We start from the raw sequence: 26,834 nt of genomic DNA, 5'->3' as shown, positions 1-26,834 counted from the left end.
ACCAAAGGAGTCTTGCCGTGCTCGACGGAATATTGTTTTTCCCGATTACGCCATTCCATGAGGATGACACCGTCAACCACGAGGCGCTCACCGCTCACCTCGAGCACGGAATCAGCTACGGTCCTGGCGGAATCTTTGTGGCCTGCGGCACGGGCGAATTCCACACCCTCGCCGTCGACGAGTTCGCCGAGATCGTCGCCACCACGGTGACCGTCACGGCAGGCCGCGTCCCCGTCTTTGCCGGAGCTGGCGGCCCGATCGCCTCGGCCAAGCTCATGGCACGTCGGGCAGAGGATGCCGGCGCCGACGGCCTGCTGCTGCTGCCGCCCTACCTCGTGGGCAGCCCAATGGCCGGAATCCTCGACTACGTGCGAGCCGTCGCTGACTCCACCGACCTTCCCATCATCGTCTACCATCGCGGAAACGCCCAGTTCACCGTGGCGGCTGCCGTGGAAGTCTCCACCTTTCCCACCGTCATCGGTTTTAAGGACGGCGTCGGCGACCTCGATCTCATGTCCCGCATCGTGCGCGCTGTAGAGGATTCGACCACGGCCGCCGGCAAGGAATTTCAGTTCTTCAACGGGCTGCCCACCGCCGAGTCATCTCAGGCCGCCTACCGGGCCATTGGCGTTGAGCTGTATTCCTCGGCGACCTTCGCCTTCGCCCCTGAGCTCTCGGTCGCGTTCTACGACTCGCTCATCTCGGGTGACACCGAGCTGACGAATGCCCTCAACCGCGAATTCTTCCACCCACTCGTTGCTTTGCGTGATCAGGCTCCCGGCTACGCCGTGGCGCTCGTCAAGGCGGGTGCTGCGCTGGGCGGCATCGATACCGGAAGCGTGCGCCCGCCACTGCGCAATGCCTCGGCAGTTCACGTCACCGAACTCGCCAGCATTCTCGCTGCGGGCCGCCGCGTTCTTGCCGAACGCGCGGTACCGGTCGACTGAATGTCACGGATGAAGTCGTCATCCATATACGTGGACGCGACCCAGCCGCTCGACTAGGCTCACCAGCAGATTGCGTCCAAGGAAGGGCGTCTCACGAAGGAGTTGACGATGCCGATTTCAGCCGTTCCGAATGTGACCGAGCCGGCCGATTCAACTCCCACCCTGACTCCGAACCTCACCCCGGAGTCGGGGATGCGCGACGTGAAGTCTGCGGCACGCACGGTTGAGCTGCTCGAGCGGCTGGCCGCCCGCCAGAACCGACCCACCAGCATCCGTGAACTCAGCGAGGCGATGAACGTGCCCCGCAGCAGCCTGCACGCCCTGCTGCGCACCCTCTCCAAGCACGGATGGGTGCGCAGCGACAGCTCGGGGTCGATGTACATGATCGGGATTCGGGCGCTGTTGGCCGGAACCAGCTACCTCGACGCCGACCCCTACCTGCCGATCGTGCAAACGTATCTCGACGAGCTCCACGAACAGTTCGATGAGACGTTCCACTTCGGGAGGCTCGACGGTTTCGACATCGTCTATCTGGCCACGCGCGCATCGAGCCGGTACTCACGTCATGTCAGTCGGATCGGGCGGCGCCTACCCGCCTACTCAACCTCACTCGGCAAGGCCGTGCTGGCCGAGCGTAGTGGAGCAGATCTCGACCCTCATGTTCCAACGGATGCCCGACCCCTGACTCCGCACACCCTCACCCTGCGAGCTCTGCTCGATACCGACCTCGACCAGACGCGGCAGCGCGGCTACGCCATTGACAACGAGGAAAACACCCTCGGGCTGAAATGTTTTGCCGTCGCCCTCCCGTATGCCGACCCGACCTCGGACGCGATCAGCGTTTCGCTTCCCCTCGCGAGACTCACCCCGCAACTCGAGAGCGACATCGTGGCCGCGTTGCGCTCGGCCGCTCAGAAGATCTGCAAGATCATTCGTCCGATCAAGGACGCCGCCTGGCCGTGATCCCCAGGTCCCAGTTCAATGCCACCAGAAGGAGCACCCCGCAGTGACCAGCCCCATCGAAGTATCCGAACGCCACCTCGTGACCAAGATCACGATCACCCCGATCGCGTTTCGCGACCTGCCCCTGCTGAACACGGTGGGCGTGCATGAAACGTTTGCCCTGCGCGCGATCGTCGAGATCGAAACAGATTCCGGTTTCACCGGGCTCGGCGAGACCTACGGAGACGCCCCGCATATCGCCCGGCTCAAGCTGGTCGCCCGTGATCTCATCGGCGTCGACATCTTCAACATCAGCGAGATGCGCCGTCGCATCATCCTCGGTCTCCACGCCGACACGACCGTCGGCGGCCACGGCATGAGCGGCATGGTCACTGGCTCCAGCACGCCGGACCGGGTGCTGTCACCTTTCGACGTCGCCGCCCTGGATATCCAGGGCAAGGTTGTCGGTCGCCCGGTGAGCGATCTGCTCGGCGGTGCGGTACGCAGCGAAATCGCGTTCAGCGGGTACTTGTTCTACAAGTGGGCCGGCCACCCGGGCCAGAACGAGGATTCGTGGGGTGCGGCACTGGACACGGCCGGCATCGTTGCCCAGGCCGCACGCATGATCACCGATTTCGGCTTCACCGCGCTCAAGCTCAAGGGGGGAGTGTTCACCCCCGAGGAGGAGATCGACGCCGTTCGGGGACTGCGACAGGCATTCCCGAATCACCCCCTGCGCCTCGACCCGAACGGCGCCTGGACCGTTGAGTCATCCATCAAGGTCGGGCAGGCACTTGAGGGAGTATTGGAATACCTCGAGGACCCCACGCCCGGCATCACCGGCATGGCCGCGGTGCGTCGCGGAGTACCGATGCCCCTCGCCACGAACATGTGCGTCGTAAGTTTCGACGATGTGGCCCCGGCCGTGCGCGAAGGCGCCGTCGACGTCATCCTTTCTGATCACCATTTCTGGGGTGGCTTGCGGCGGTCCCAGGCGCTCGCGGGCATCACGGAGACCTTTGGGCTTGGGCTGTCGATGCACTCCAACTCGCACCTCGGCATCAGTCTCGCGGCCATGGTTCACCTCGCTGCCGCAACACCCAACCTGGACTACGCCTGCGACACGCACTGGCCATGGAAGGACACCGACCAGGACGTGATCGTGCCCGGCGTGCTGTCGTTCCATAAGGGGGCCGTCACCGTGCCCACGACGCCAGGTCTCGGCGTTGAACTCGATCGTGACGCTCTGGCCCGCCTGCACGAACAGTATCTGAAGTGCGGTCTGCTCAATCGTGACGACACCGGATACATGAAGAGCATCCAGCCGGACTACGAGCTGCTCAGCCCGCGCTGGTGAGCGCCTTCCCCGCCGAATCGTTCACTCCGCTGCGAGTGCTCGTGACGGACAACATCATGAGCCGCTTTGTGGCCGAGCTGACCCAGGCAGACGCTGGCAACGAGTGGACGATCGCGAATACGTGGAGCGAGCAGCAGGTCATCGCGGCCCTGCCAGATACCGACGTGCTGGTCTGCTCCTCAATGTCGTCGACCATGGCCGCTGCGGCATCCCGACTGCGGCTCGTGCACGTCACCGGAGCGGGCTTCGACAAGATTCCCCTGGCCGAGCTCGCGCCGGAAATCCGGGTTGCCAACACGTTCCACCACGGTGAGGCGATCGCGGAGCACGTCATCATGACCGCGCTCATGCTCTCCCGGCGGGTCATCCCGGTCGACCGGGAAATGCGGGTGGGCACCTGGCGGACGGTCGCCAATGACTTGTCCGAGCCGTTCCACGGCACCCTGCGCGGCCGCACCCTGGGGTTGCTCGGATTCGGCGGGATCGGGCAGGAGGTGGCCCGTCTGGCCTCCGGCCTGGGCATGCGCGTGCGGGCCGTTCGGCACAATCCCGCCGGCTTTGTACCCGAAGACCTGACACTCGACTGGGTCGGCAGCCTCGACGAGCTGCCCGAGCTGCTCGGCAGCTCCGATATCGTCGTCGTGACCCTGCCCCTGAGCGATGCCACCCGCGGCGTCATCGATGCTCGCGCCCTGCACCAGATGCGAGCCACCGGCATCCTCATCAACGTCGCCCGCGGCCCGCTGATCGACGAAGACGCACTCGTTGAGGCCCTCACAGAGAAGCGCATCGGAGGCGCCGCGCTCGACGTCTGGTGGGGAGCGCCGAGCGCCGATGGCGCGGCACCGGCATCCGCTGCCCGTTTCGCCGACTTCGATACGGTCGTCCTCACCCCGCACTACTCCGGGCATGCTCTGCGTACCTTTCAGCTGCGCGCGGCCGACATCGCGGCGAACGTTGACAGCCTCGCGCACGGTCGGCCGCTCGCTCACGTGGTGCACTGACCGCGTTCGAGGCTATAGCAGCTGCGCCGCGATCAGCAGTACCGCGCCGAGAGCGGATGCCGCCAGCGCGGTCAGTCGCAACCGACCGTGATTGAGATACCGGTTCACAAACCGGGACAGCAGGTAGCCCAGCAGCACCGCGGGGATCATCCACACGGCAAGCTGGACGGTCGCTCCGGTCACCGTGCCGAGCGCGGCCAGCGCGATGAGGGAGATCGACGAGCCGACGAGAAAGAACGCGCTCATCGTGCCGCGCAGCTGCGGCCCGCGCGAACGCTGCCAGATCAGAGCCATGGGTGCGCCGCCGATCGACGTCGCGGTGCCCATCACACCAGAAGCCGCCCCCGCAGTGATGAGGGACCCCCGTCCAGGCATCGGCGCCCAGCCGGACACGGCCATCACCACACCCCCGAGCACGACCACCGCCACGGCCCAGGCGAGCCCGCTCGCGGGGAGCACAAAGACCAGCCAGGCTCCAAGAAGGCTGCCGGGGATGCGGCCGACGAGGGCCCAGCCTGCGCCCTTCAGATCGAGGTGGGAGCGCTCCTTCACGGCGACAATCCCGGTGAGGAGCACCGCGAGGATGATCACCGTGCCGGGCAGCAGAGCGGGGTCGATGAGACCGATCACGGGCGCGGCGAGCATACCCATGCCAAAACCGATCGACGCTTGCAAAGCGGATGCTGCCACAATCACGATCGCAATGATCGCGATCTCCATTCCGCTCACTGAAGCGGTGCGAGCAGGTTCACCGCGTTCTTGGGCTTGATCGGGCTGCCCGCCGATTTCAGGTCTTCCGTCGTCATCGGAAAATGGCATTCGGCCGTGTGCAGGGGCTCGGCTGCGGAGCTCGAGCCAGACGGTGCAGTCGTGGCGCAGACATCCTCCGCCTTCCAGCACCGCGTGCGAAACCGGCAGCCAGACGGCGGGTCAAGCGGCGACGGCATTTCACCCTCGAGCACAATGCGATTCCGCGGCGTGGCACCGGTCACGTCGAGGTGCGGCGACGCCGACATGAGTGCGGCGGTGTACGGGTGTCTCGGTCGGTCAAAGACCTGCTCGGTCGTGCCCGTCTCCACGATTCGGCCGAGATACATGACGGCGACCCGGTCGGCGACGTGCCGCACCACCGAGAGGTCGTGGGAAATGAAGATGTACGCAACGCCGAGGCGCTTCTGCAGGTCGTTGAGCAGGTTGAGCACCTGCGCCTGAACCGAGAGATCGAGCGCGGACACGGGCTCGTCGAGCACGATGACATCCGGATTGAGGGCCAGAGCGCGGGCGATGCCGATGCGTTGGCGCTGGCCGCCGGAGAATTCCTGGGGGGACTTGCCGGCGTCGCTCGCGCGGAGTCCCACGATCTCCATGAGTTCGTTCAGGCGGGCGGCGCGGGCCTTTTTGGTCGGGTACAGATCGGTGTGGGTGGCCCACGGTTCCGAGATGATCTCCCCGGCGGTCATGCGTGCGTTGAGGGACGCGAACGGGTCCTGGAAGACCATCTGCACCCGGCGGCGCCAGGCCAGCAGCTGCTTGCCCTTGAGGCCAAAGGGGTCTGTTCCCTCGAACCGGATGGTGCCCTCATCGGGCTGCTCGAGCATCAGCAGGGTGCGGGCGAGGGTCGACTTTCCGCAACCCGATTCTCCGACGAGTCCGAGTGTTTCACCACGGCCCACGTGCAGGTCGATTTTGTCGAGCGCGCACAGCACGTTGTTGCCGCGCCCCGGAACGTGAAAGTTTTTGGTCAAGCCGCGCACGTCGAGCAGTGGCACGGTCGGCGCGACAGCGGAAGGTGTTAAAATGGCGTCAGACATGGTCCAGCTCCTTGTTCGCGGTTGTCAGTGCGAAGTGGCAGGCGACGGTGCGACCGGCACCCTCGGCTTCAAGAGCCGGGCGGATGGCGCGGCACACATCTTGCACGAGGGGGCAGCGGGATTGGTATACGCATCCTTCGGGGATACGGTGCAGCTCGGGCGGCGACCCGGCAATGGAATTCAGGTCGGCACCGCGACCAACATCGGCCGGCACAGAATCGAGTAGTCCGCGCGTGTATGGGTGTTTCGGCGAACCAAAGACCTCCCGAACGGGGCCGGTCTCCACGACATTGCCCGCGTACATGACGGCCACGGTGTCGGCCTCTTCGGCAACCAGGGCGAGGTCGTGGGTGATCAGCACGACGGCCAGGTGGCTCTCGGTGCGAAGGTCGCGCAACAGCTTCATGATCTGCGCCTGCACGGTTACGTCGAGTGCGGTCGTGGGCTCGTCAGCGATCAGGAGCCGGGGGTTCAGGGCGACGGCCATAGCGATCAGGATGCGTTGGCGCATGCCGCCAGAGAACTGGTGCGGAAACGAATCCACCCGCGACTCGGGTTCGGGAATACCGACGTGGCGCATGAGTTCGATCGCCTTGACCTTGGCTGCCTTCGCCGAAAGTTTCTGGTGGATGCGGAATGCCTCGCTGAGCTGCGTACCAACGGTATAGACCGGGTTGAGGGCGGTCAGGGCATCCTGAAAGACGATGCCGAGTTCCGGGCCGGCGTATTTCAGCCGCTGCTTCGGGCTGAGCGCCGCAAGGTCGGTGCCGTTCAGTACGACCGTGCCTCCGGTGACGTCGGCGACCGGGTCGAGCAGTCCGGCGACGGCCTTGGCCGTCATCGATTTGCCGCAGCCGGACTCGCCCAGCAGGGCGAGGGTGCGCCCGGCGCGCGCTTCGAAACTCACGTTGTTGACGGCCCGCAGCACGCCCTTGGGGGTGCGGATATCTACGTCGAGGCCGGTAACTCTGAGCACGACCTCATTTTCGGTGAGGTCCTCGCGCGCCGTGGACACGCTCTGGGTGTGGGTGCTCATCACTGAATCTCCTTTGCGGGAATACGCATAATCATCCGCTTGCGGGGCAGCGTGAGCCGCCAGCGCTGGGCCGGGTCGGTCGCGATGCGCAGCCAGGCGGCGAGCACGTTGGCCGCGACCGTCGTCACCACGATGGCCAGTCCGGGGAAGAACGATAGCCACCAGGCCGTCTGCAGGTATTGACGGCCCTGTGCGACCATGAGGCCCCAACTGACGTCCGGCGGCTGGATTCCGATGCCGAGAAAGCTCAGCGAGCTTTCGGCGAGCATCACGTAGCAGAATTCCAGCGTGGCCAAGGTGAGCAGCGTGGGCAGGACCACCGGAATCACGTGGCGACGGATAATCGCGTTCGGCTTGGTGCCGAAGGTTCGGGCGGCGTCGACGAAGGTGCGGCTCTGCAGCTCGGCCGATTCGGCCCTGGCGGTGCGCAGGTAGATCGGGATGCGGGTCACCGCGAGGATCAGCACGATGTTGGCGGCGCTCGGCGAGAACACGTAAAGGATGACGACGGCGAGCAACAGAGACGGGAAGCTCATGACGACATCGGCGATGCGCATCGAGATGGTCTCGCGGATGCCGCGGTGGTAGCCGGCCCAGACGCCCCACAGCGAGCCGATGACGAGAGAGATACCGACGGCGGGGAGAGCGACCGAGAGCGTGGTTTGAGTGGCAACCACGAGGCGCGCCACCATGCTGCGGCCGAGTGAATCGCTGCCGAGGATGAACGCCCAGCCGTCCGCAAAGCTGAAGGGTGGTCGGTTCGTGGCGCTCAGGTCCTGGCGCGTTGCGAGGTCGCCCATCAGGGTCGGCCCGAAGAGAGCGGTCAGCCCAACGACAACGAGGATCAGCGCGGCGACCGAGGCGAAGCGGTCTTTGAGCAGGAGGTGGAAGAGGCGGATCCTCTTGTCGGCGACGTCTGGCCGGGGGAGGGCGATCGCTTCGGTGCCGGGAGGGGCGACGGCGCGGCCGCCCGTGGGCAGCTGCGTGACGTTACGGGGTGGTTTGGACATGAAGTTTCCGTTCCTTCGCCGGGGCAGCAGTGGCCTTGCCCGTTTTGGACGCCTTCCTCGGTTTGCCGGTGGGACGCACTCGAGCATCGAGCCCGGCGTAGCCGAGGTCGATCAGAATATTCAGGATGAAGATCGAGATGGCGGTGAGCAGAACGGCCGCCTGGAGCACCGCGAAGTCGCGCTGCAGGATGGAGTCGATCATGAGCTTGCCGATGCCGGGCCAGCCGAAGATCGACTCGACCACGACCGCTCCGTTGACGAGGCCGACGGCCAGGTCGCCGGCGACGGTCAGTGCGGGGGCCGCTGCGTTGCGCAGGGCATGGCGGGTGACGACCCGAAACTCACTCGCTCCCTTGCTTCGAGCCAGCTTGATGTACGGTTCCGAGAGCGAGGACACCATGGCGCCGCGCACGATCTGCACCAGCACCCCGAATGGGCGCAGCAGCAACGTGAGAATGGGCAGCACCCAGGCGTCGAGCCCGCCGACGCCCGAGGTGGGCAGCCACCCGAGAGTGATCGCAAAGACCCAGATACCCATGATGGCGAGCCAGAAATCGGGAACACTCGCGGCGGCCATCGAGATGAAGCTTGAGATACGGTCGGCAATTCCGTTGGGCTTGAGGGCGGCCCAACTGCCGACGATGACGGCCAGCACGACGGCGAGGAGCATCGTCGTGCCAGCCAGCTGCAGGGTGGCCGGGAAGGCCCGCAGCGCCATGGCGGCTGCGGACTCTCCCGTGCGAAGCGACTCACCGAAATCCAGCCGGAGCACCCCACCGAAATATTCGGCCATCTGCACCCAGATCGGGTTGTCAAGCCCGTTCTTCTCCGTGAAGTCCGCCCGCATCTGCTCGGTGGCGTTTAGCGGTAGGTACAGGCTCGCCGGGTTTCCGGTCAGCCGGGCCAGGGCGAAGACGCCCAGGATCACGACGAGCAAGGGGAGTGCGCTAGAGAGGATTCTGCGCCTGAGGAATGTCAGCATGAGTGACTTCTACCTATTTCTGCCGGTCAGCGGATGCGTCAGCTCGCGGGCGTGATCTCCGCGATGCGGAGTTCGTCACCGGAGGAGGAGTTCGGCGTGTAGTCGACATTAGCCGCTTTGCCGATGATTCCGGTCTGGTGCGAGATGAAGGCGAATTGCACGATTTCATCGTTCTGGTACTCGAAGATGTCCTCGTATGCGGCCTGTCGTTCCGCACCCGTCTTGGTCGACGCTGCTTCGAGTAGGGCATCGAATTCGGCTGTGCCATACACGCTCTGCGCACCGGTCGTCGTCATGTACTGGTCGGCGCTGAACTGGGCGTCTCCGGCTTGGTTGCCGTGCTGGATCAGCAGGGCAATGGCACCCTCGTTCTCGACGAACGGACGCAACTGGTACTGCAGGTGCTGCGTGGTGTCGACCATCTTGAGTTCGACGGTGAGGCCGGCCTGCGTGAGCTGCTCCTGCAGCACCTGGGCCATCTCCGACACCTTCGGGAACTGGGCGTTGCGGGCGACGATGGTGATCGTCTCGTCAACGGGTACGCCGTCGGCCTTGGCCTCGGCGACGAGCGCCGCGGCCTTCTCCACGTCGAAGTCCCACGCCTCGAGGTCGGCGTTGTGGCCGACGATGCCCTCGGGAACGAGCTGTGCGGCAGCGATGTGCGCGCCCTGGTAGAGCGAGTCGATGATGCCCGACTTGTCGATGGCGTAGTTGACAGCCTCACGAACACGGATGTCGTTGAGCGGGGCAATCTCGGCCGTCATGCGCAGGGCGACGGTCTCGTTGTTCGGGTAGTCGAGACCGAGGTCGCCAGCGCCGTCGTCCGGGCCGAGGCCCATGGCGAGGTCGGCCTCGCCGCTCGTGATCATGGCCGCGCGAACGGTTCCCTCTGAACGCCACTGGTACTCGGCGCTCGCGTAGGCGGGGGCGTCACCCCAATAGGTGTCGTTGCGCTCGAGGGTGAGCTTGGTGCCGGCATCCCATGAGGCGATGGCGTACGGGCCGGTACCGATCGGTTCGCGAACCTTGGCCGTGGCATCCGTTGAAGTGGGGACGATCTCGATGAACGACAGTCGCAGCGGGAGGATGGGGTCGGGTGAGACGGTGGTGACGGTGAGGGTCGTGTCGTCGACCGCGTTGACGACGAGGTCGTCGTCGCCGAAGACGTATCCCTCGACGTTGCAGGCCAGGTCGGAGTTGACGGCCCGGTCGATGGTGAAGGCTGCGGCTTCGGCGTTGAAGGGGGTGCCGTCGGAGAAGGTCACGTCGTCGCGCAGGGTGAAGGTCCACTCGGTATCGCTGGTCTGTTCCCAGGAGGTTGCCAGAAGCGGGTCGAGGTCGCCGGTGGTGGGGTTGCGTTCCACGAGGGGTTCGGTCACGTTAGAGCGCATGACGACTCCGGTCGAGGTGAGGTTGGACTCGCAGGCCTCCAGGGTCGGCGGCTCCTGGGTGAGGACGATGCGAATGGTATCGGCAGCCCCGCCTTCGTCCGTGGATTCGGAGTTGGCGACGGAGCAGGAGCTGAGCAGCAGGACGGCACTCGCGGCGACCGCGGCGCCCGTGACGACAGCACGGGGTGTCCTCGAGTTACGGGTAAAAGAAAACAACATTGGTTCCTCCGGTTGATATGGCACAGAGCTTGCCGCAACCTCATGGTGCGGTACCGGCCCACGCGCTTGTGCTGAGCGCTCGTCTACAGATGAAGATGAGGTCTGTGCTGGTAGACAGGACTTAGCTTGTGCGGCGTCGCGTGGATCGTCAAGACACGAATTCGTTGCGGCGAACGTCCGGGACCGGCGGATGGCGGTCTTGCGCCATCATGTTGCCCGGGCAAGGTCCGGAAGTTCCGCGGAATTCCGCGGAACTGACCGCCCTGCGCCAGTTTCATGCAGGGCGGGTATCGATCTATACGAATTACGTGTTGGACGGGTATCGGTCGCGCAACCTAGCCTGCAGAATGTGACCATAAACGCAGAGCATCAAGCCGCGAATACTCCGGCACCGACCGACCTCGCCGACCTTCGCGGCGGAGTGCTGCAGGTGGGGCCGCTCATGCCCATGGTGCAGAACGCAATTGTGGCCGATCACAACGCGGTGCGGGTGCCGGACGGCTCGGATCGGCAAGCATTTCTCTCCGACCACGGCTCCAAATTCACCATTGCCGTGACCTCGGGAAAAATCGGTGTCGACAGTGCGCTCATGGCGGGGCTTCCGAACCTGCGGGCGGTCGTGAACTTCGGAGTCGGCTATGACACAACGGATGTCGCCCAGGCCCAGGCCCGCGGCATCCTGATCAGCAATACCCCCGACGTCCTCAACGACTGTGTCGCCGACACCGCCCTGGCGCTGCTCCTGGACGTCTTTCGACGCACTAGCGAGGCCGATCGGTTCGTGCGCCGCGGCGCGTGGAAGGCAGGTAATTTTCCGCTCGCCAGCAAACTATCCGGCAAGCGGGTAGGCATCGTTGGCCTTGGCCGCATTGGTACGGCTATCGCCCAGCGGCTCGAAGGTTTCAACTGTGTCATTTCCTACCACAACCGAAAGCCTGTGGCCGGGGTTGACTACAGGTACGTGGGCTCGCTCACCGAGCTCGCCGCGGGCTCGGACGCCCTGATCGTCGCGGCGGCCGGCGGTGCCGACTCGGTCAAGCTCATCTCAGCCGAAGTTCTCGCGGCGCTGGGACCGCAGGGTTACCTCGTAAACATTGCGCGCGGCACAGTCATCGATGAAACCGCACTCGTTGCCGCGCTGGTTAGCGGCGCGCTTGGTGGGGCCGGCCTCGATGTCTTCGCGGACGAGCCCAATGTTCCTGAGTCGCTCCTTGCGCTCGACAACGTCGTACTTCTGCCGCACCTCGCCAGTGGGACCGTCGAGACCCGACAGGCGATGGCCGAGCTGACCCTCGCCAACCTGGATCAATTCCTCACCGATGGAACGCTGTGCACGCCCGTCGCTCGATAGACCGTACGTCACGGCAGCGTGCACCTGCGCCAGTGCGGATCTGACCGGCGACGACCAACTCGGTGCACACCATCGCCGCCGGCGGTAGCGTAGCGATCATGAGTTCTTCGCTCGGAGCCTTGCAGATCGCCGACTGGCGTCGTCGCATGATCGGACTGTATGCGGGAGTGCGCCAGTTGAGCGCGAGTAGTCCGCAGAGCGGGCACGAGCTGTGGCGTTCCGGGCGGGACGAACTGTTCGCCGGGCATCCGTCGTCGCCGTTGCTGCCCGACGACCGCTCGGCGTTCACCGGGCTGCCGATCGCCGCCTACGACCCCGACTGGCGGTTTGAGGCCGAGGTACACCGGGCCGAGCAGCCCTATCGCCTGAACGTGGAAACCGGGACCGACGGCACGGTACTCTTCGACCTCGTGGGAACTGTGCGGCTGCCGTACCTCGGGTCGCTCGACGTGTGGCGGCTCGCCAGCTACGGCGGCGGACTGTTCCTGCCACTGAAAGACGCCCTGGCCGGCAAGAACGACGGCACCTACGGCGGGGGGCGCTACCTGCTCGACACCATCAAGGGCGCGGACCTCGGCCCGGGCCTGGGCGACGACAGCCTCATCCTCGACTTCAACTTCGCCTACAACCCCTCCTGCGCGTACGACCCGATGTGGGCCTGCCCGCTGCCGCAGAGCGGCAACATCATCAACGTCGAGGTGCCCGTCGGCGAGCTCTACCGAGGCGACCACTCCTAGCGGCCAGCGAGTGCGATTTGACAGCATCCGCTAGACTGGGGGTACTTGCGAGTGCGTAGTTGCGCTTGCTGCGTCGTAGAACGCCCTCTTCTTTATCCGGCGGTCCACCAGGGCTGACCTGATTTTTCGAATGAAACATTCTTACGGCGAACGGATGTGCCCCTCGGCACCTTCGCCATGTGAATCCTCCTGGTTTGCTCATCGCTGCGCGGTAAGTCGAACGGGCGAGGAGACTGATGCCCCGAAAGGCACCATTTTGTCTACAACTTTCAATACGCTCGGCGTGCCGGCTCCCCTGGTCAAGGTTCTCTCCGGTCAGGGAATCGACACCGCGTTCCCCATCCAGGTCGACACCCTTCCGGACACCCTGAACGGCCGCGACGTGCTCGGCCGCGGCAAGACCGGCTCGGGCAAGACCCTGGCCTTCTCCATACCGATGGTGTCCCGCCTCGGCGGCGACCTCGCCGGCGGCAAGCGTCGCCCTGGCCGCCCGCTCGGTCTGATCCTCGCGCCGACCCGCGAGCTCGCCACGCAGATCACCAACGCCATCACCCCGCTCGCCGAGGCCTACGGCCTCAACACCACCACCATCTTCGGCGGTGTCTCGCAGGGCCGTCAGGTCGCCGCGCTCAAGGCCGGCGTCGACATCGTCGTGGCCTGCCCCGGCCGCCTCGAGGACCTCATGAAGCAGGGCTTCGTGAACCTCGACACGATCGAGATCACCGTGCTCGACGAGGCCGACCACATGGCCGACCTGGGCTTTCTGCCCGTCGTCACCCGCATCCTCGACAAGACGCCCGGCAACGGTCAGCGCATGCTGTTCTCCGCCACGCTCGACAACGGCGTTGACAAGATCGTCAAGCGTTTTCTGCACGACCCGGTGATGCACTCGGTCGACGAAGCCAACAGCCACGTCTCGGCCATGACCCACCACGTGTTCGAGGTCTCCGGCGTCGACGCGAAGAAGGAACTCGTGCAGAAGCTCGCGAGCGGCTCCGGCCGTCGCATCCTCTTCATGCGCACCAAGCACCAGGCCAAGAAGCTCGCCAAGAGCCTCACCGACGCCGGCATCCCCTCCGTCGACCTGCATGGCAACCTCTCACAGGTGGCCCGTGACCGCAACCTCGCCGCTTTCAGTGCCGGCACGGTCAAGGTTCTCGTCGCAACGGATGTCGCCGCTCGCGGCGTGCACGTGGACGACATCGAACTCGTGATCCACGTCGACCCGCCGGCCGAGCACAAGGCCTACCTGCACCGTTCGGGCCGTACCGCCCGGGCCGGCAGCGCCGGTGACGTCGTCACCGTCGTACTGCCAGAGCAGAAGCGCGACACCGACGCCCTGCTGCGGAAGGCCGCCATCAAGGTGACCCCGCAGCGCGTGGATTCCTCCTCCCCCGCCGTCGACGCCCTCGTCGGCGACGTGGCCGCTTACGTCAAGCCGGCTCCCCGCGTCGAGGCGCCGCAGCAGCAGCGCCAGTCGCAGGGTGGTCGTTCGCAGGGCGGTCGCTCGCAGGGCGGCCGTGCCCAGGGCGAGCGCACGGGTCGCCCGAGCCGTGACGGTGACTCCAGCCGTGGCGGTCGCGATGCCGGCGCGAGCCGCTCCGGCGGCAGCCGCGACGGGGCCCGCACCGACCGCAATGACGGTGGCCGCAGCGCCAGCCGCGACTCGGCTTCGGCCGGTGGCGCCCGTCGCGAGCGCAGCGGTCGTCCGGCCGGTGCATCCTCCAGCGCACCCCGCACCGGTTCGGCCGCCGGCCGTTCCGGCGGGCCCCGCGTCGGCAGCCTCCAGGTTGGCGGACTCGTTCGCGGACCACGCGACGGCGGAGCCGGTCGCTCGGCGCCGCGCCGTTCGCAGGGCTAAGCCAGCAGCATCCGCTTGAAACAGCAGTGGAACGGGCCGGTCTCTCACGAGGCCGGCCCGTTGCTGTGTTCGGGACCACCCGCAAAGACGGTTAGTGTCGAATCATGAACACCACAGTTGTCGTTCGACCCGTCAGCGCAGCCGATGCCGAAAGCCTGGGACGTGTACACGCCGCCTGCTGGCATGAGACCTACGATCACCTGCTCAGCCAGGCCGCCCTGTCACAGCTGCGGCCGCAGCGCCTGGCCGCCCTCTGGAGCCGTTTCACGACCCAGGGCGCTGAGTATCGCCAGCATGTCGCGCTCGTCGATGACGAGATTGTGGGCTTCGCCGGTAGCGGACCGACACGCGACGGTGACCATCCCACCCCGAACGAGTTGTTCTTCCTGTATCTGCTCGAGGCGAACCACGGTTCAGGCGTCGGCCAGAAGCTGTTCGATTCCGTCGTCGACCCCGGCCCATCGTCGCTGTGGGTAGCCGCCGATAACCCCCGCGCGCACGCCTTCTACGCCCGCAACGGCTACCTCCCGGACGGTCTCGAGCGCAACGAAGAGGTGCTCGGCGAGAAGCTGCACGAGGTGCGCTTAGTACGCTAAAGGCCTGCTCAGAAGTGCAAACTTCGCCATTTAGCGCTTGGATCTGGCCCAAAAACCCACAATGGGGATTGTGGGCAGATTCATAGCAATACAGTGAGCGAATGACTCCTTCCACGGCCCCCGAGGCGATTCCTGTCATCCTCGACGTTGACACCGGCGTCGATGACGCGATGGCCATCCTGTTCGCGCTCGCACACCCCGGGATCAACGTTCTCGGCATCAGCTGTGTCGCCGGCAATGCCTCGCTGGAACGCGTCGTCGAGAACACCCTGCGCATTCTCGACGTCGCCGAGGCGCCGCATATTCCGGTCGCCGCCGGCGCGCGGCGCCCCCTGCTCGAACCGCCCAGGTCGGCCGCGCACGTGCACGGTGAAAGCGGTCTCGGCACGCTGCAGCTTCCGCCGACCGACCGGAAGGCGGAGCCGATCAGTTCGATCGACCTCATGCACCGGCTGATTCAGGCCAGCCCGCACCCGGTCACTCTGATCGGCCTCGCGCCGCAGACCAACCTGGCGCTGCTGCTGCGACAGTACCCCGACGTGGTGGACAACATCGAACGCATCGTCTTCATGGGCGGTTCCACCACGGTCGGCAACGCTACGGCCGTCGCCGAATTCAACGTCTGGCATGACCCGGAAGCCGCAGCCATCGTTCTCGACTCCGGCGTGCCTACCTTCATGTATGGGCTCGACGTATTCAACCAGGTCTCGATCCCGGAGCGGGTCGCCCTGGCCCTCGTGCAGAGCGATTCCACCGTCGCCCACGTTGTCGGTCAGCTCCTCAACAACCGGATCGCGCTTGGATCGGGTCGCAACGCCGAATACACGGGCCTGATCGGCGACGCCGGCGCCCTGTGCGCGCTCGTCGACCCGCGCGGTCTGACCACCAGGATGCTGCCACTGCGCGTGCAGCTCTCCGGCTACGGCCGCGGCCAGACGCTGGTCGACAAGCGCACGCACCCCGGCGAAGACATCATGCACGGCCTCGCCGGCGAGTGGGAAGCTGCCGAAGTCGCCCTCGACGTCGACGTCGATCGGTATGCGCGCCTGTTCCTCGACACGCTCGGCCTCGGTTCGGCGCTGCCGGCGTAGGCGCCCACCAGCGGATGCCGCCCGCGGAACGCCGGCGCGGCATCCGCTGGTGCGTCAGTACAGCTGGCCCACCGAAGCGAGGGCGGCCCGCAGCAGGGTGCCGCGGCCGCCTTCCATTTCGGCCGAGACGCCGGGGGACGCGGCCTCGGCCGGGGTCATCCAGGTGATCTCGAGCGCGTCCTGGCGGGGGTCGCAGGTGCCGGTGACGGGAACGACATAGGCCAGCGAGACGGCGTGCTGACGGTCATCCGTGTAGGCGGTGATGCCGGGCATGGGAAAGTATTCCGCCACGGTGAACGGCACCGGGCTGGTCGGCAGCTGCGGAAAGGCCATCGGGCCGAGGTCTTTTTCAAGGTGGCGAAAGAGTGCGTCGCGCAGGGTCTCGCCGTAGAGTACCCGGCCGGAGACCAGCGTGCGGGTCATCTCGCCGGTCGGGCGCGCGCGCAGCAACACGCCGACCTCCACGACCTGGCCGAGGCCGTCGACCCGCACGGGCACGGCCTCGATATAGAGAATCGGCAGGCGGCGGCGAATCTCGGCGAGCTCGACGTCTTTCAGCCAGCCCGGATTCGTGTTCGGAGCTCCCGTGGGGGGCTTCGGCGTCCAGTCCGGGTCTGGGTCAGGGGTTCGCACGCTCATAATGCCATTCTGTCCTACGCCGGCCCGGCTCGCGCACCCGGCCCGGGTCCGCACGGCCCAGCAGCGACGGGCAGAGTTGCACAGGATCGCCGGCCGGGCACAAATCGCGGGTACGGAGATGAAAGTATTGACGTGCGCGGCGCCGACACGTCCCGAACCCCCCGGAGGACCCCATGACCACGAGCACCACCATCGACAACGCCGCCGTACTCTGGTCGGCGACCGGCGCCGACCGGGCTGACCGCCCGTTGTTGATCATCATGCACGGCTACGGCTCGCACGAGGGCGACCTGTTCTCGCTCGCCCCGCATCTGCCGCTCGAGCCGGTGATCGCGGCCCTGCGCGCGCCGCTCGTGGCTCCGGCGCCGGTCACCGACGGCTGGGCCTGGTTTCCGATCAGCGAACCGGGCAGCCCCGCCCCGGCCACCGTCACCGCCGCCGTCACCGCCGTGCTCGCCTGGCTGGACGCCCTGCCGCAGCGGCCGCCGTCGGTCGGCCTGCTCGGCTTCTCCCAGGGCGGCGCTATGGCGCTCGAGCTACTGCGCGCCGCGCCCGACCGGTTCAGTTTCGCGGTGAACCTCTCCGGATTCATCGCGACCGGCCCGCAGTCCAGCGACGCAGTACTGGCCGCGCAGCCGCTTCCGGTGTTCTGGGGCCGCGGCACCGCCGACGGCGTGATCCCGGCGAGCGCGATCGAACGCACCCAGGCCTGGCTGCCGGGCCACAGCACCCTGACCGAGCGCATCTACGAGGGACTTCCCCACTCGATCTCGCAGGCCGAACTCGGCGACGTGGTCAACTTCCTGCGTGCCCAGTACGCGGCGGTCGCGGTAGAACCGACCGCCTAGGCGAATTCGGGTGAGCGGATGCCGCCGCGCGGTACCCGCTCACCCGCGAAGCGCGGAGCGAGCAAAGCGACTAGCGGTCGCGCTTGGCCTGCTCCTGGGCGGCCTGGCGTTCGACGTGCGCCTTCTTGGCCGCGCGGTGGGCGTCGCGATCTTTCACCGCGATCTGGTCGGCGCGCACGCCGGCCTGGGTGGAACGTTCGAGCACGAGCCAGGCCGGCGGCTGCTGCAGCAAGGCGGCGATCTCGGCGGTGGTCAGCGGGTCGATGATTTCGCTGCGGGCCAGTCCCGAGATCGAGACGCCGAGCTTGGCGGCGACGACCTGGCGCGGGTGCGGGCCGTTGGCGCGCAGCTCGATGAGCCATTCGGGTGGGTTCGCCATGAGCTCGGCGAGCTCGGTGCGGCTGACGAATTCGGTCTGGAACTCGGCCGGTGCCGCGTCGAGCAGAATCCCGAGTTTCTGGGCCGCCGTGGCGGGCTTCATGGTCTGGGGCTTCTTCTCGGAACTCATTGTTCAAGCGTATAGCCTGAGAGGGCCCTCGTTTGGGCAAATCGCACGCTTAACTCCCCCGAGAAAGGATGCCGGTGAGCTTTTCCCTCGCTTTCGTCGCCGGTGTGACCCCCACCAAGTGGACCCGCATCTGGACTACCCGCCGCCCCGACGTTCCCCTCACCGTGTTTCGCACCGAGACGGCCGAGCAGATTGCGGTGCTGCACGACGGCCGGGCCGACCTGAGCCTCGTGCGCCTCCCCATCGACGAGACCAACCTGAGCGTCATCAACCTGTACAACGAGATTCCGGTCGTCGTGGCGTCGAAGGATCACGCGACCCTGCAGTCCGAAACGGTTCTGCTGGCCGACCTGGCCGGCGAACACCTGCTGCAGAACCCCGACGAAGTCCCGGAGTGGCGCGACCTCGCCGACGAGGTGCGGGACGGCACCCGCCGGGCCCTGCCCCTCACGCTCGGCCTCGATGAGACCATGGAGCAGGTCGCGGCCGGCGTCGGCATCATCATCGTGCCGCACGGGGTCGCTCGGCTCTACGGCCGCAAAGACGTCGTGTCCCGCCCGGTGACGGGTGTCGCCGACACCCAGATCGCCCTGGCCTGGATCACCAGGGAGACCACCGACGACATCGAGGAATTCATCGGCATCGTACGCGGTCGCGGCGTCGCAAGCTCCCGCACCGATACCGGCGCTGCGGCGGCGGGAGCGGCATCCGCTGAGGCATCCGCTGATGCCGACGAAGCACCCGCGCGCAGCGACGGGCGGCCGCCCAAGCCACCGCGCAAGCCCAAGAAGACCGACAAGGCCAAGGCCGCGGCCAAAGCCATTCGGGTGGCGGCCGCCAAGGCGAAGCCCGCCGTGCGCAAGAAGGTCGAGAACTCCCCCGGCCGTACCCGGCCGACCAAGAATCCCAATAAGGGCAAGAGCCGCGGCCGATAAGCGGATGCCGGATCCCGCCTTCGGAAGGTCGCTGAGCCACAACATCCCGCCGGGCCGCCCGAGCTACGGGTTCTTCAACACCGAGAGAATGTTGCCGGACGGATCGGTGAACCAAGCGATGTCGGGTCCCTGGCCTCCCCCGGCCGCGATGCCCTTGTCGTTCTGTTCGAAGCCGTCGTAGCGCAGAAACTCCACGCCGCGTTCGGTGAGTTCATCGACGGTGGCGTCGAGGTCGGAAACAGCGAGGTTCAGAATCGTATAGGTGGCCGGCACGAAGTCCGGCTTCGGATAGACGATAACGGTCGCTCCGTCGGGCAGAATGATGCGCAGCATGCCCATCTCCCCGATCGTCACCTCGAGGCCGAGGGTTTCGGCGTAGAAGGTGCGCGCCGCGTCGAGGTCGGAGACCGCGAATCCGCTGAAGCCGGCGACGATTCCGACGTTGTGCTCGGTCTGGGCCATGAGGGTGACTCCTTCAGTCGGAACGGTGATCGGTCAGCGGGAGCTGATCGACGCGAACTTGCGGATGCACAGCGGCACGAAGACGAGCAGCATCACCGCGATGCCGATGAGAACGGTGAGAATCGGGTTTTGCATGGTCCAGATATCGGGCACCGGCGCGGTGCCGAGGTTTCCGAACAGCTGCCGCACGGCCTGCACGAGCGAGGACACCGGGTTCCACTCGGCGAAGACGCGCAGCACGGTCGGCAGGGTTTCGCTCGGCACGAACGCGTTCGAGACGAAGGTCAGCGGAAACAGAATGAGGAACGACGCATTGTTGATGACCTCTGGACTCTTCACGCTCATGCCGAGCAACGCCATCACCCAGCTGAAGGCGTAGCCGAAGAGCAGAAGCAGCCCGACTCCGGCCAGGAACTCCAGCGGTGACGTGTTGACCCGCCAGCCGACCGCGAGGCCGGTCGCCATCATGATGACCATGGAGATGGTGTTCAAGACGAGGTCGCCATTCGTTCGACCGATCAGCACAGCGGATGCGTTCATCGGCAGGCTCCGAAAGCGGTCGATGATGCCCTCTTTCAGGTCGAGCGCCATGGCGGCGCCCGAGAACGTTGCCCCGAACACGACGGTCTGGGCGAAGATGCCCGCCATGAGGAACTGCGTGTAGTCGCTGCCCTCCACCGCAATGGCGCCGCCGTACACCTGGCTGAACAGCAGCACGAACATGATCGGCTGGATCACGGCGAAGACGAGCATGTCGGGCGAGCGCTTGATCTTGATCAGGTTGCGCTTGGTCACCGTCCAGCCGTCGGAGTACCACAGCGAGAACGGGTTCCAGGTGGGCAGCGGGGGCAGGGTCCCCCCTCGGGATTCCCCGCGCGCGAGGCCGGGCTCCGGCGTGGTGGACTCAGACGGGACGGTCGCATGCCGGGGACTCATTGCACCTTCTCCAGATCTGCGCGCGCCTGCGCACGCTTGGCCTGCGCCCGTTTCGAGAGTTTGGGCCCGCCGGCATCATCGTCGTCGGTCGCGTCCAGGTCGGCTTTGTGGCCGGTGAGTTTGAGGAATACGTCGTCGAGGGTGGGGCGGCGCATGCCGGCGTCGTGCAGGCTGATCTGGGCGGCGCGCAGGTCGGCGAGCATGTTCTGCAGCGCGGTGGGGCCGTCGGTGACGGCGACTTCGACTCCGCGACCGTCGGTAGAGACCGAGGGCTGCCCGGATCCGTGCCGGGCGAGAATGTCACGAGCGGCCGCGCCGTCGGCGGCATCGACCAGGGCCACGACCACGCGGTGCCCACCGATCTGCGCCTTGAGCTGGTCGGAGGTGCCCTCGGCGATGACCCGGCCGTCGTCGATGACTACGATGTCGTCAGCGAGCTGGTCGGCTTCTTCGAGGTATTGCGTGGTCAGCAGCACCGTCGTGCCGTCGGCGACGAGGCGTTTGATGACGTCCCACAGGGCGATGCGGCTGCGCGGGTCGAGCCCGGTCGTCGGCTCGTCGAGAAAAAGAACCTTGGGGTTGATCACGAGCGCGCCGGCGAGGTCGATGCGTCGCCGCATGCCGCCGGAGAACCCCTTGACCGGCCGGTTGCCTGCGGCGGTGAGCTCGAACAGGTCGATGAGCTCCTTCGCCCGTTGGCGGGCGGCCGCGCCGCCCAGGTGGTAGAGGCGACCGACCATCTCGAGGTTTTCGAAACCGGTGAGGTTCTCGTCGACGGCGGCGTACTGGCCGGATACCCCGATGATGCGGCGCACCGATTTGGGGTGGCGCACGACGTCGATTCCGTCGATGACCGCGGTGCCGGCATCCGGTCGAATCAGGGTCGTGAGCATCTTCACGACGGTGGTTTTTCCGGCGCCGTTCGGTCCGAGCAGGGCTTTGACCGTGCCGCGCGGAACCTGCAGGTCGAGCCCGGCGAGTGCGTGCACCGGCCCGCTCTTGGATTGGTAGGTCTTGGTCAGGCCCTGGGCCTCAATGATCACGGGGATTCCTTGCCGGTGGTATCAGGGGGGAGGACTGCGGGCTGCCTGCCATGCTAGTAATGACCTCCCTATTCAACAACCGCGGATGCTGATTCGGACGGGGCCCGCGCATCCGCTTGCTAGAGCCGGGCGAGCCGCTCGATGTCTTCGAGGAACTCGGCCGCGACCTCGTCGGACACGGTTCGACGAGTTTCAGAAATCGCCAGGGCATAGTCCTCGGTGCTCGGGCCGTTGATGACCGGCCCGTCGCCGGCCCGGTACAGGGCCTTCTCCAGGGCGTGCTGGGAGGCACGGTGCGCGGCATACTCGACGTCGGCCGGCGAGAAGCCATCGCTCTGTTCGACCAGAACGGCGAGGTCGACCTCGTCCGACACGGCCTCGGGTATGTAGCGCTCCCAGATGGCCTGGCGGGCGGCGATATCCGGCAGCCCGATCGGCACGACATAGTCGAAGCGGCCGTGCCGGAGGAAGGCGGAGTCGAGCGCGCGAATGAAGTTGGTGGCACAGACCAGCAGGCGTCCGGGCTGTTCGCGGAAGGCCGGGATGATCTTGAGCAGCTCGTTGGTCACACCCTGCATGGCCGACGGCGGTTCGCCCGAGCGCTGGGCGGCGATCTCCTCGACCTCGTCGATGAACACGACCGCGTGTTCAAGCTCGGAGATCTTCAGAAACGTTTCGCGCAGCGCGCCGGCGAGTCCCTGCGGGTCGGCGGCGAGGCGCGACGGGAAGACCTCGATGAACGACCATTCCAGGCGGGACGCGATCGCCTTGGCGAACGTGGTTTTTCCGGTGCCGGGCGGCCCGAACAACACGACGGCCTTGGGCGGCGACACCCCGTATTGCTCGGCGAGGTCGGGTTGCGCCAGCGGCATGACCAGGCGGCGCTCGAGCAGTTCTTTCTCTCGCGCCATACCGCCGACCTTCTGCCACAGGTCGCGAGGCAGCACCCGGCCGCCGAGCTCACCGAGCAGCTTAAGCTCCTCGCGCTGCACCGGGATGTGCCGTTCGAAGTAGCGCAGGTTTTTCTTCACCTCGAATCCGCGATTGAGGAAGGCGTCGACCTTGGTCTCGGATTCGGGCATGAGCGCCGACAGCTTGGTCATGCCGTGCGGGGCCATCCGAGCTTCGAGGGCGGCGAGCATGGCCGTGCCGATGCCCTGGCTCTGCCAACTTTCCGCGGTCGCCAGAAAGACGATCCAGCCCTGCGCGTGGGCGGCTCGCCCGACGGCGGCACCGACCACCTCGTCACCGTGCACCGCGACGACGGCGTGATCCTTCTGGCAGGAGGCGAGTACCTCGGACAGGCCGTACACCGGCTCGGTGTCGGAGGCCTTGATCTCTTCCCATAGACGCAGGATGCCGTCGAGATCGTCGGAGTGAAAATCGCGCAGTCGCCAGCCAGTCATCGTGAACCTCGCATCTTTGGGTGTACTGCCAATCTATTGCACCGGTCCTTGTGCCCCGTTAGCCCTTCGTCGCCCCTCCAACGCGCATAACTCCTGCAATTCGGCCCGCAATTTCTGACGAGCCCCGAAAACACGCCCAACTCTTCGAAGCCCCGAGTGATTTGCAGGAGTTATGCGCGGGCGGGCCTGCTGAATTGGAGAAGATCAGGCGCGAAAGGCGGCGGCGAGGATGCGTGGCAGCTTGCGCGCCGAAGGATGAGCCGCGAATTCGGTCAGCAGGCGGGCGGTGCGCGCTCCGCTTCGAGCCGACACGAACCACGGCGGTTTGGGCAGCAGTGCCCAGTCGCCGTGCAGGATCGAGCGCGGAAACGGCCGGAACGGTCCCCGCACAACGGTGCGTTCGACCTCATCGAGCAGGAGTGCGTTGTGCACCACCCCGATGCCGCTCCCCACGTTTGCCAGGGTGTGCCCCGGGAACGCGCCCCACGGCGCCGCCGCCGACAGAAAGCCGACACCGGTCCAGGCGTTGATCGCAATGGTTCCGTACCGCAGGCGCGCCACGGCCAGCTCGAACCCCGGCCCGAGCTGTCGAATCGTGCCGGGCCGCCCGAGAATATTGGCACCGAGGGTGCCGAGAAAGTCACGGTTCACGGTCTCGACGGCCGTGTCGAGAAAGGCCTGGCCGGTGCCGGGCAACTCCAGCACGCCGAGCACCGGCGCGAAATATTCCGTGATGAGCATATCTTCGGGTGAAGCGGATGCCGCACTCACTGCGGCGTCCGCGGCCGCCACGACAACGCGCCCACCGGCCAGTGACCGAGCGGCGGGGTAGGCGGCGCGGGCTGCGCGCATCCGGTCGTCGCTGCCGGGATACCAGGCCGCACGCACGGGCGCCGCCGCGAGGGCGGCCGCGACCGCATCGAGGAACGCGGCCTTCTGCGGCCAGGTGGCGCTGAGCACGAGCACCTGACCGGCGATGCAGTTGGAGCCGCCGTTGTGCAGCCGCATGGTGGCGACGTGCTCCGCCTGGTAGCGCAGGTCGCGGGCGCTCCACCGGCCCGGCAGCACGATGATCGGCGCGACACCGCCGAGCTCGCTGCTGATCGGTTTATCGAGGCGGGGCGCATCGGCGCCGCCGAAGACGATCGCATCGTGGCTGGCCGCGCTGCCGGTGATGTGCACGTGGCTGATGACGGAGTGGTGGGCGAGGTAGCCACCCACCTCGACGCCTCCGGTCACGATGCGCAGCAGGCCGGCGTCAATGAGCGGGGCGAGAGCCGCCTGATAGACCGGCAGCAGGCCGTCGAGAGTGGGGTTGAGCTTGAGGATCGAGACCCGGTTGTGCGCCATCAGCTCGTAGAGCACGTCGAGCGGCGCGATCGAGGAGATATTGCCGGCGCCGAGCACGAGGCCGACTCCGCCGGGCGCTGTGGGTGTGAGCTGGCCCAATCCGGCGTGGGCCTGCGCCGTTGTGATGCCCGGCTTGAGCCAGGCACGTGCCGTGAATCCGTGCAGCAGCAGGCCGTCATACCGGTTGTGCGGGAGCACGGAAACCGTCACCCGACCGCCCGGCGCCCGCCCGAACCTCCGGCCGGCGAGCGGGTTACGCCCCGAAGCGAGCGTGCGCAGCGTGCGGCCGAGAGCGGTCAGGGAGGTGAGCACGCCGTAGGGACCGGTCAGCCATTCCTCACCGATCAGCGGCGATGACGGCTCGAGGCCCTTGGCGCGCGCTGCCGCGGCCACCCAGCGCTCGGCCTCGTCGGCAACGGATGCCGCGGTGCGGGCCAGCAGCTCGGCACGCGCCGCGAGGGTGGTCGCCGCCCACCGCTGGCTGCCGGCGCCGAGCTCGGCGATTGCGCGGTCGAGCTCGGCGGTGTTCATTGTGGCTAGTGTGCCACGACCGGGCAGTGCAGCTGGGTGCGCTCGCCGGTGCGGTCGATGTCGTGCTGGTCCATCGGCTGGGCGCAGACCGGGCAGCCGCGCACGGGCGCGGGTGCTGCCGGCAGCAGATCGGACCCGGTCGGGCCGACCGGCGGCGGCCCGAGAATGGGAAACAGTCGACCATTGAGCCAGGCCGTGAACCCGCCGGGGCCCTTGCTGCGCGGGTGGGATTCCCTTCCGTGTGTCATAACTGTTAGTGTACTAACTAAACGCTCGAACACGAAACGGATCGCCTCATGACTTCATCAACGCTCGAGAACCCCCTCGCTCTCGACAACCAGGTCTGCTTCGCCCTCGCGATCGCCTCCCGCAATGTCATCGCCCTGTATCGCCCGATTCTCGAGCCGCTCGGCCTCACGCATCCGCAGTATCTGGTAATGCTGGCCCTCTGGGACGAAAACCCGCGCACGCTCAAGGGTCTCGGCCAGACTCTCTGCCTCGAGTCGGCCACCCTGTCGCCCCTGCTGAAACGTCTGGAAACGACCGGCTACGTGCGTCGCCAGCGCCGAGCCGCCGACGAACGCACGCTCGACATCACCCTGACCGCTCAGGGCACAGCCCTGCGCGCGGTGGCCGAGACCATTCCGCCGCGGGTCGTCGCGGCCCTCAACCTTCCCCTGGAGGAACTCGCCACCCTGCGCGACGCGCTGCACCGGGTGATGGCCGCGACCGCCTGAGGCACCTGCTACCCACCGGTCAAGCGGATGCCGCCACCCGTTCAGCTCGCCTGGCGCTCGTCGTAGTCCTCGCGGGCGTCAAGAATATGAGCCGCATTGGCCTCGGCCCAGGCGCGCACCGCGTCGAGCGGTTCGAGCAACGTGTGCCCGAGCGGCGTGAGCTCATAGTCGACCCGCGGCGGGACCTGGGCGAACACCGTGCGGCGCACGAGACCGTCACGCTCCAGGGTACGCAACGTCTGGGTGAGCACCTTGGGCGTCACGCCCTGGATGGTGCTGCGCACGCTGGAGAACCGCAGCGGGCCACCCTTGAGCGCCTGAAAGACGAGCGGTGCCCACTTGTCGCCGATGCGCTGCAGCACGACGCGCGATGGGCAGTCATTGTTGAGAACATCGAACTCAGTATCCATTGGGTAAGTATATTACGTTGAGGTACTGAGTATCTGTTTGATACTGTCAAACCCACACCCCCCAGATCACAGAAATGGATGCCCATGAACATCGCAATCTACGGAGCCACCGGCATGGTCGGCAGCCAGATCACGGCCGAGGCCCTCCGCCGCGGACACTCCGTCACCGCCATCACCCGCAGCGGAACCGCTGTCGACGGAGCCACTGCCCTCGCAGCCGACCTGTCCGACACGGCCAGCTACACCGCGATCGCCGGCGACCACGACATCGTCGTGCTGTCGGTGGCACCGGACCGCACGGGCGGGCCGCACGATTCCTTCCTTGCTATGCACCACGCCATCGTCGCTGCGCCGTCAACCTCGCGACTCCTGGTGGTGGGTGGCGCCGGAGCCCTCAGCGTCGACGGTGTGCAACTCAAGGAGACGCCGGGATTCCCCGCGGAGTATCACACTGAAGCCTCCACGTTCAGCACCGTGCTCGACCTCTATCGGGCGTCGACCGACCTGGACTGGACCATGCTGGCCCCGGCCCCGCAGATCCTGCCGGGCGAGCGCACCGGCAGCTACGTTCTCGGCATCGACTCCCCCGCCGGCAGCGAGATCTCGACCCAGGACTTCGCTGTGGCAGCCCTCGACGAGCTGGAAACCCCGGCGCACGAGCGCCGTCGCTTCACCGTCGCCCACTAGCCGAGGT

The 26,834-nt window shown here is 66.6% G+C and carries 28 protein-coding genes; 13 read left to right on the top strand and 15 right to left on the bottom strand.

Annotated elements, in window-relative coordinates; translation table 11 throughout:
• Nucleotides 1–17: 17 nt before the first annotated feature.
• The 4 genes from E3O06_RS04650 to E3O06_RS04635 all read left to right on the top strand — a co-directional run bounded on the left by E3O06_RS04650 (nucleotide 18) and on the right by E3O06_RS04635 (nucleotide 4,250).
• Complete coding sequence (locus tag E3O06_RS04650; RefSeq protein WP_134501823.1) at nucleotides 18–947, top strand: 5-dehydro-4-deoxyglucarate dehydratase; 930 nt, start codon at nucleotides 18–20, stop codon at nucleotides 945–947.
• 108 nt (nucleotides 948–1,055) lie between these two features.
• Nucleotides 1,056–1,910, top strand: a complete 855-nt coding sequence (locus E3O06_RS04645; RefSeq protein ID WP_241979857.1) for an IclR family transcriptional regulator — start codon at nucleotides 1,056–1,058, stop codon at nucleotides 1,908–1,910.
• A 43-nt stretch (nucleotides 1,911–1,953) separates the two neighbouring features.
• Nucleotides 1,954–3,246: a glucarate dehydratase family protein gene (locus E3O06_RS04640; RefSeq protein ID WP_198415778.1), complete on the top strand. Its 1,293-nt coding sequence runs from the start codon at nucleotides 1,954–1,956 to the stop codon at nucleotides 3,244–3,246.
• Nucleotides 3,243–4,250, top strand: a complete 1,008-nt coding sequence (locus E3O06_RS04635; RefSeq protein ID WP_240607200.1) for a 2-hydroxyacid dehydrogenase — start codon at nucleotides 3,243–3,245, stop codon at nucleotides 4,248–4,250. Before E3O06_RS04640 ends, E3O06_RS04635 begins: the two co-directional genes overlap by 4 nt.
• A 12-nt stretch (nucleotides 4,251–4,262) precedes the next feature.
• Here the strand turns inward: E3O06_RS04635 and E3O06_RS04630 are convergent, their stop codons facing one another.
• Genes E3O06_RS04630 through E3O06_RS04605 form a run of 6 tightly spaced genes read right to left on the bottom strand, consistent with a single transcriptional unit; the run spans nucleotide 4,263 to nucleotide 10,699 of the window.
• On the bottom strand, nucleotides 4,263–4,970 hold the full coding sequence (locus E3O06_RS04630; RefSeq protein WP_105035278.1) for a sulfite exporter TauE/SafE family protein: 708 nt from the start codon (nucleotides 4,968–4,970) through the stop codon (nucleotides 4,263–4,265).
• Between the two features lie 5 nt (nucleotides 4,971–4,975).
• Nucleotides 4,976–6,061, bottom strand: coding sequence for an ABC transporter ATP-binding protein (locus E3O06_RS04625; RefSeq protein ID WP_134501822.1), 1,086 nt, complete (start codon nucleotides 6,059–6,061; stop codon nucleotides 4,976–4,978).
• Nucleotides 6,054–7,097, bottom strand: coding sequence for an ABC transporter ATP-binding protein (locus E3O06_RS04620; protein ID WP_134501821.1), 1,044 nt, complete (start codon nucleotides 7,095–7,097; stop codon nucleotides 6,054–6,056). Before E3O06_RS04620 ends, E3O06_RS04625 begins: the two co-directional genes overlap by 8 nt.
• The gene (locus E3O06_RS04615; RefSeq protein WP_105035275.1) at nucleotides 7,097–8,107 is read right to left on the bottom strand and encodes an ABC transporter permease; all 1,011 of its coding nucleotides are present in this window, start codon (nucleotides 8,105–8,107) and stop codon (nucleotides 7,097–7,099) included. The genes E3O06_RS04620 and E3O06_RS04615 overlap by 1 nt, the downstream gene beginning before the upstream one ends.
• Nucleotides 8,088–9,089, bottom strand: coding sequence for an ABC transporter permease (locus E3O06_RS04610; RefSeq protein WP_105035274.1), 1,002 nt, complete (start codon nucleotides 9,087–9,089; stop codon nucleotides 8,088–8,090). Before E3O06_RS04610 ends, E3O06_RS04615 begins: the two co-directional genes overlap by 20 nt.
• Before the next feature lie 38 nt (nucleotides 9,090–9,127).
• Nucleotides 9,128–10,699 (bottom strand): ABC transporter substrate-binding protein, encoded by a 1,572-nt coding sequence (locus tag E3O06_RS04605; RefSeq protein WP_134501820.1) that lies wholly within the window; start codon nucleotides 10,697–10,699, stop codon nucleotides 9,128–9,130.
• A gap of 349 nt (nucleotides 10,700–11,048) precedes the next feature.
• Here E3O06_RS04605 and E3O06_RS04600 point away from each other — a divergent pair, with 349 nt between their 5' ends.
• The 5 genes from E3O06_RS04600 to E3O06_RS04580 all read left to right on the top strand — a co-directional run bounded on the left by E3O06_RS04600 (nucleotide 11,049) and on the right by E3O06_RS04580 (nucleotide 16,335).
• Nucleotides 11,049–12,050 carry a 2-hydroxyacid dehydrogenase gene (locus tag E3O06_RS04600; protein WP_241979856.1) on the top strand — a complete coding sequence of 334 codons (1,002 nt, stop codon included), beginning with the start codon at nucleotides 11,049–11,051 and terminating at the stop codon, nucleotides 12,048–12,050.
• Nucleotides 12,051–12,148: 98 nt separating this feature from the next.
• Nucleotides 12,149–12,787, top strand: coding sequence for a DUF1684 domain-containing protein (locus E3O06_RS04595; protein WP_134501819.1), 639 nt, complete (start codon nucleotides 12,149–12,151; stop codon nucleotides 12,785–12,787).
• Between the two features lie 253 nt (nucleotides 12,788–13,040).
• Complete coding sequence (locus E3O06_RS04590; RefSeq protein ID WP_134501858.1) at nucleotides 13,041–14,648, top strand: DEAD/DEAH box helicase; 1,608 nt, start codon at nucleotides 13,041–13,043, stop codon at nucleotides 14,646–14,648.
• A gap of 104 nt (nucleotides 14,649–14,752) precedes the next feature.
• Nucleotides 14,753–15,244: a GNAT family N-acetyltransferase gene (locus E3O06_RS04585; RefSeq protein ID WP_134501818.1), complete on the top strand. Its 492-nt coding sequence runs from the start codon at nucleotides 14,753–14,755 to the stop codon at nucleotides 15,242–15,244.
• 101 nt (nucleotides 15,245–15,345) lie between these two features.
• A complete protein-coding gene (locus E3O06_RS04580; protein ID WP_134501817.1) occupies nucleotides 15,346–16,335 on the top strand; it encodes a nucleoside hydrolase in 990 nt (329 codons plus the stop codon).
• Between the two features lie 54 nt (nucleotides 16,336–16,389).
• Here E3O06_RS04580 and E3O06_RS04575 read toward each other — a convergent pair whose 3' ends face one another.
• The gene (locus E3O06_RS04575) at nucleotides 16,390–16,974 is read right to left on the bottom strand and encodes an NUDIX hydrolase family protein (RefSeq protein ID WP_134501816.1); all 585 of its coding nucleotides are present in this window, start codon (nucleotides 16,972–16,974) and stop codon (nucleotides 16,390–16,392) included.
• Nucleotides 16,975–17,147: 173 nt separating this feature from the next.
• On the opposite strand from E3O06_RS04575, the gene E3O06_RS04570 reads away from it, so the two are divergent.
• Complete coding sequence (locus E3O06_RS04570) at nucleotides 17,148–17,822, top strand: alpha/beta hydrolase (RefSeq protein ID WP_134501815.1); 675 nt, start codon at nucleotides 17,148–17,150, stop codon at nucleotides 17,820–17,822.
• A 70-nt stretch (nucleotides 17,823–17,892) separates the two neighbouring features.
• Here the strand turns inward: E3O06_RS04570 and E3O06_RS04565 are convergent, their stop codons facing one another.
• A complete protein-coding gene (locus E3O06_RS04565; protein ID WP_134501814.1) occupies nucleotides 17,893–18,330 on the bottom strand; it encodes a DUF5997 family protein in 438 nt (145 codons plus the stop codon).
• Between the two features lie 74 nt (nucleotides 18,331–18,404).
• Between E3O06_RS04565 and E3O06_RS04560 the strand changes: the two genes are divergently transcribed.
• Complete coding sequence (locus E3O06_RS04560) at nucleotides 18,405–19,265, top strand: LysR family substrate-binding domain-containing protein (protein ID WP_166788101.1); 861 nt, start codon at nucleotides 18,405–18,407, stop codon at nucleotides 19,263–19,265.
• Between the two features lie 63 nt (nucleotides 19,266–19,328).
• Here E3O06_RS04560 and E3O06_RS04555 read toward each other — a convergent pair whose 3' ends face one another.
• The 6 genes from E3O06_RS04555 to E3O06_RS04530 all read right to left on the bottom strand — a co-directional run bounded on the left by E3O06_RS04555 (nucleotide 19,329) and on the right by E3O06_RS04530 (nucleotide 25,241).
• Nucleotides 19,329–19,727, bottom strand: coding sequence for a VOC family protein (locus tag E3O06_RS04555; RefSeq protein WP_134501812.1), 399 nt, complete (start codon nucleotides 19,725–19,727; stop codon nucleotides 19,329–19,331).
• A 33-nt stretch (nucleotides 19,728–19,760) separates the two neighbouring features.
• Complete coding sequence (locus tag E3O06_RS04550) at nucleotides 19,761–20,663, bottom strand: ABC transporter permease (RefSeq protein ID WP_134501811.1); 903 nt, start codon at nucleotides 20,661–20,663, stop codon at nucleotides 19,761–19,763.
• Nucleotides 20,660–21,712, bottom strand: coding sequence for an ATP-binding cassette domain-containing protein (locus E3O06_RS04545; protein WP_134501810.1), 1,053 nt, complete (start codon nucleotides 21,710–21,712; stop codon nucleotides 20,660–20,662). The genes E3O06_RS04550 and E3O06_RS04545 overlap by 4 nt, the downstream gene beginning before the upstream one ends.
• A 113-nt stretch (nucleotides 21,713–21,825) precedes the next feature.
• Nucleotides 21,826–23,112 (bottom strand): ATP-binding protein, encoded by a 1,287-nt coding sequence (locus E3O06_RS04540; protein WP_134501809.1) that lies wholly within the window; start codon nucleotides 23,110–23,112, stop codon nucleotides 21,826–21,828.
• A gap of 204 nt (nucleotides 23,113–23,316) precedes the next feature.
• Entirely contained in the window at nucleotides 23,317–24,993 is a 1,677-nt protein-coding gene (locus E3O06_RS04535) for an aldehyde dehydrogenase family protein (RefSeq protein ID WP_134501808.1), read from the bottom strand.
• 5 nt (nucleotides 24,994–24,998) lie between these two features.
• Nucleotides 24,999–25,241 carry a hypothetical protein gene (locus E3O06_RS04530; RefSeq protein WP_134501807.1) on the bottom strand — a complete coding sequence of 81 codons (243 nt, stop codon included), beginning with the start codon at nucleotides 25,239–25,241 and terminating at the stop codon, nucleotides 24,999–25,001.
• 48 nt (nucleotides 25,242–25,289) lie between these two features.
• Here E3O06_RS04530 and E3O06_RS04525 point away from each other — a divergent pair, with 48 nt between their 5' ends.
• Entirely contained in the window at nucleotides 25,290–25,730 is a 441-nt protein-coding gene (locus E3O06_RS04525; RefSeq protein WP_134501806.1) for a MarR family winged helix-turn-helix transcriptional regulator, read from the top strand.
• Nucleotides 25,731–25,771: 41 nt separating this feature from the next.
• Here the strand turns inward: E3O06_RS04525 and E3O06_RS04520 are convergent, their stop codons facing one another.
• The gene (locus E3O06_RS04520; RefSeq protein ID WP_134501805.1) at nucleotides 25,772–26,140 is read right to left on the bottom strand and encodes a winged helix-turn-helix transcriptional regulator; all 369 of its coding nucleotides are present in this window, start codon (nucleotides 26,138–26,140) and stop codon (nucleotides 25,772–25,774) included.
• 84 nt (nucleotides 26,141–26,224) lie between these two features.
• Between E3O06_RS04520 and E3O06_RS04515 the strand changes: the two genes are divergently transcribed.
• On the top strand, nucleotides 26,225–26,827 hold the full coding sequence (locus E3O06_RS04515) for an NAD(P)-dependent oxidoreductase (RefSeq protein WP_134501804.1): 603 nt from the start codon (nucleotides 26,225–26,227) through the stop codon (nucleotides 26,825–26,827).
• Nucleotides 26,828–26,834: the final 7 nt, after the last annotated feature.

The sequence above is a fragment of the Cryobacterium glaciale genome, assembly GCF_004402535.1.
Lineage (GTDB): Bacteria > Actinomycetota > Actinomycetes > Actinomycetales > Microbacteriaceae > Cryobacterium > Cryobacterium glaciale.
This window is presented reverse-complemented; position numbering and strand designations above follow the sequence as displayed.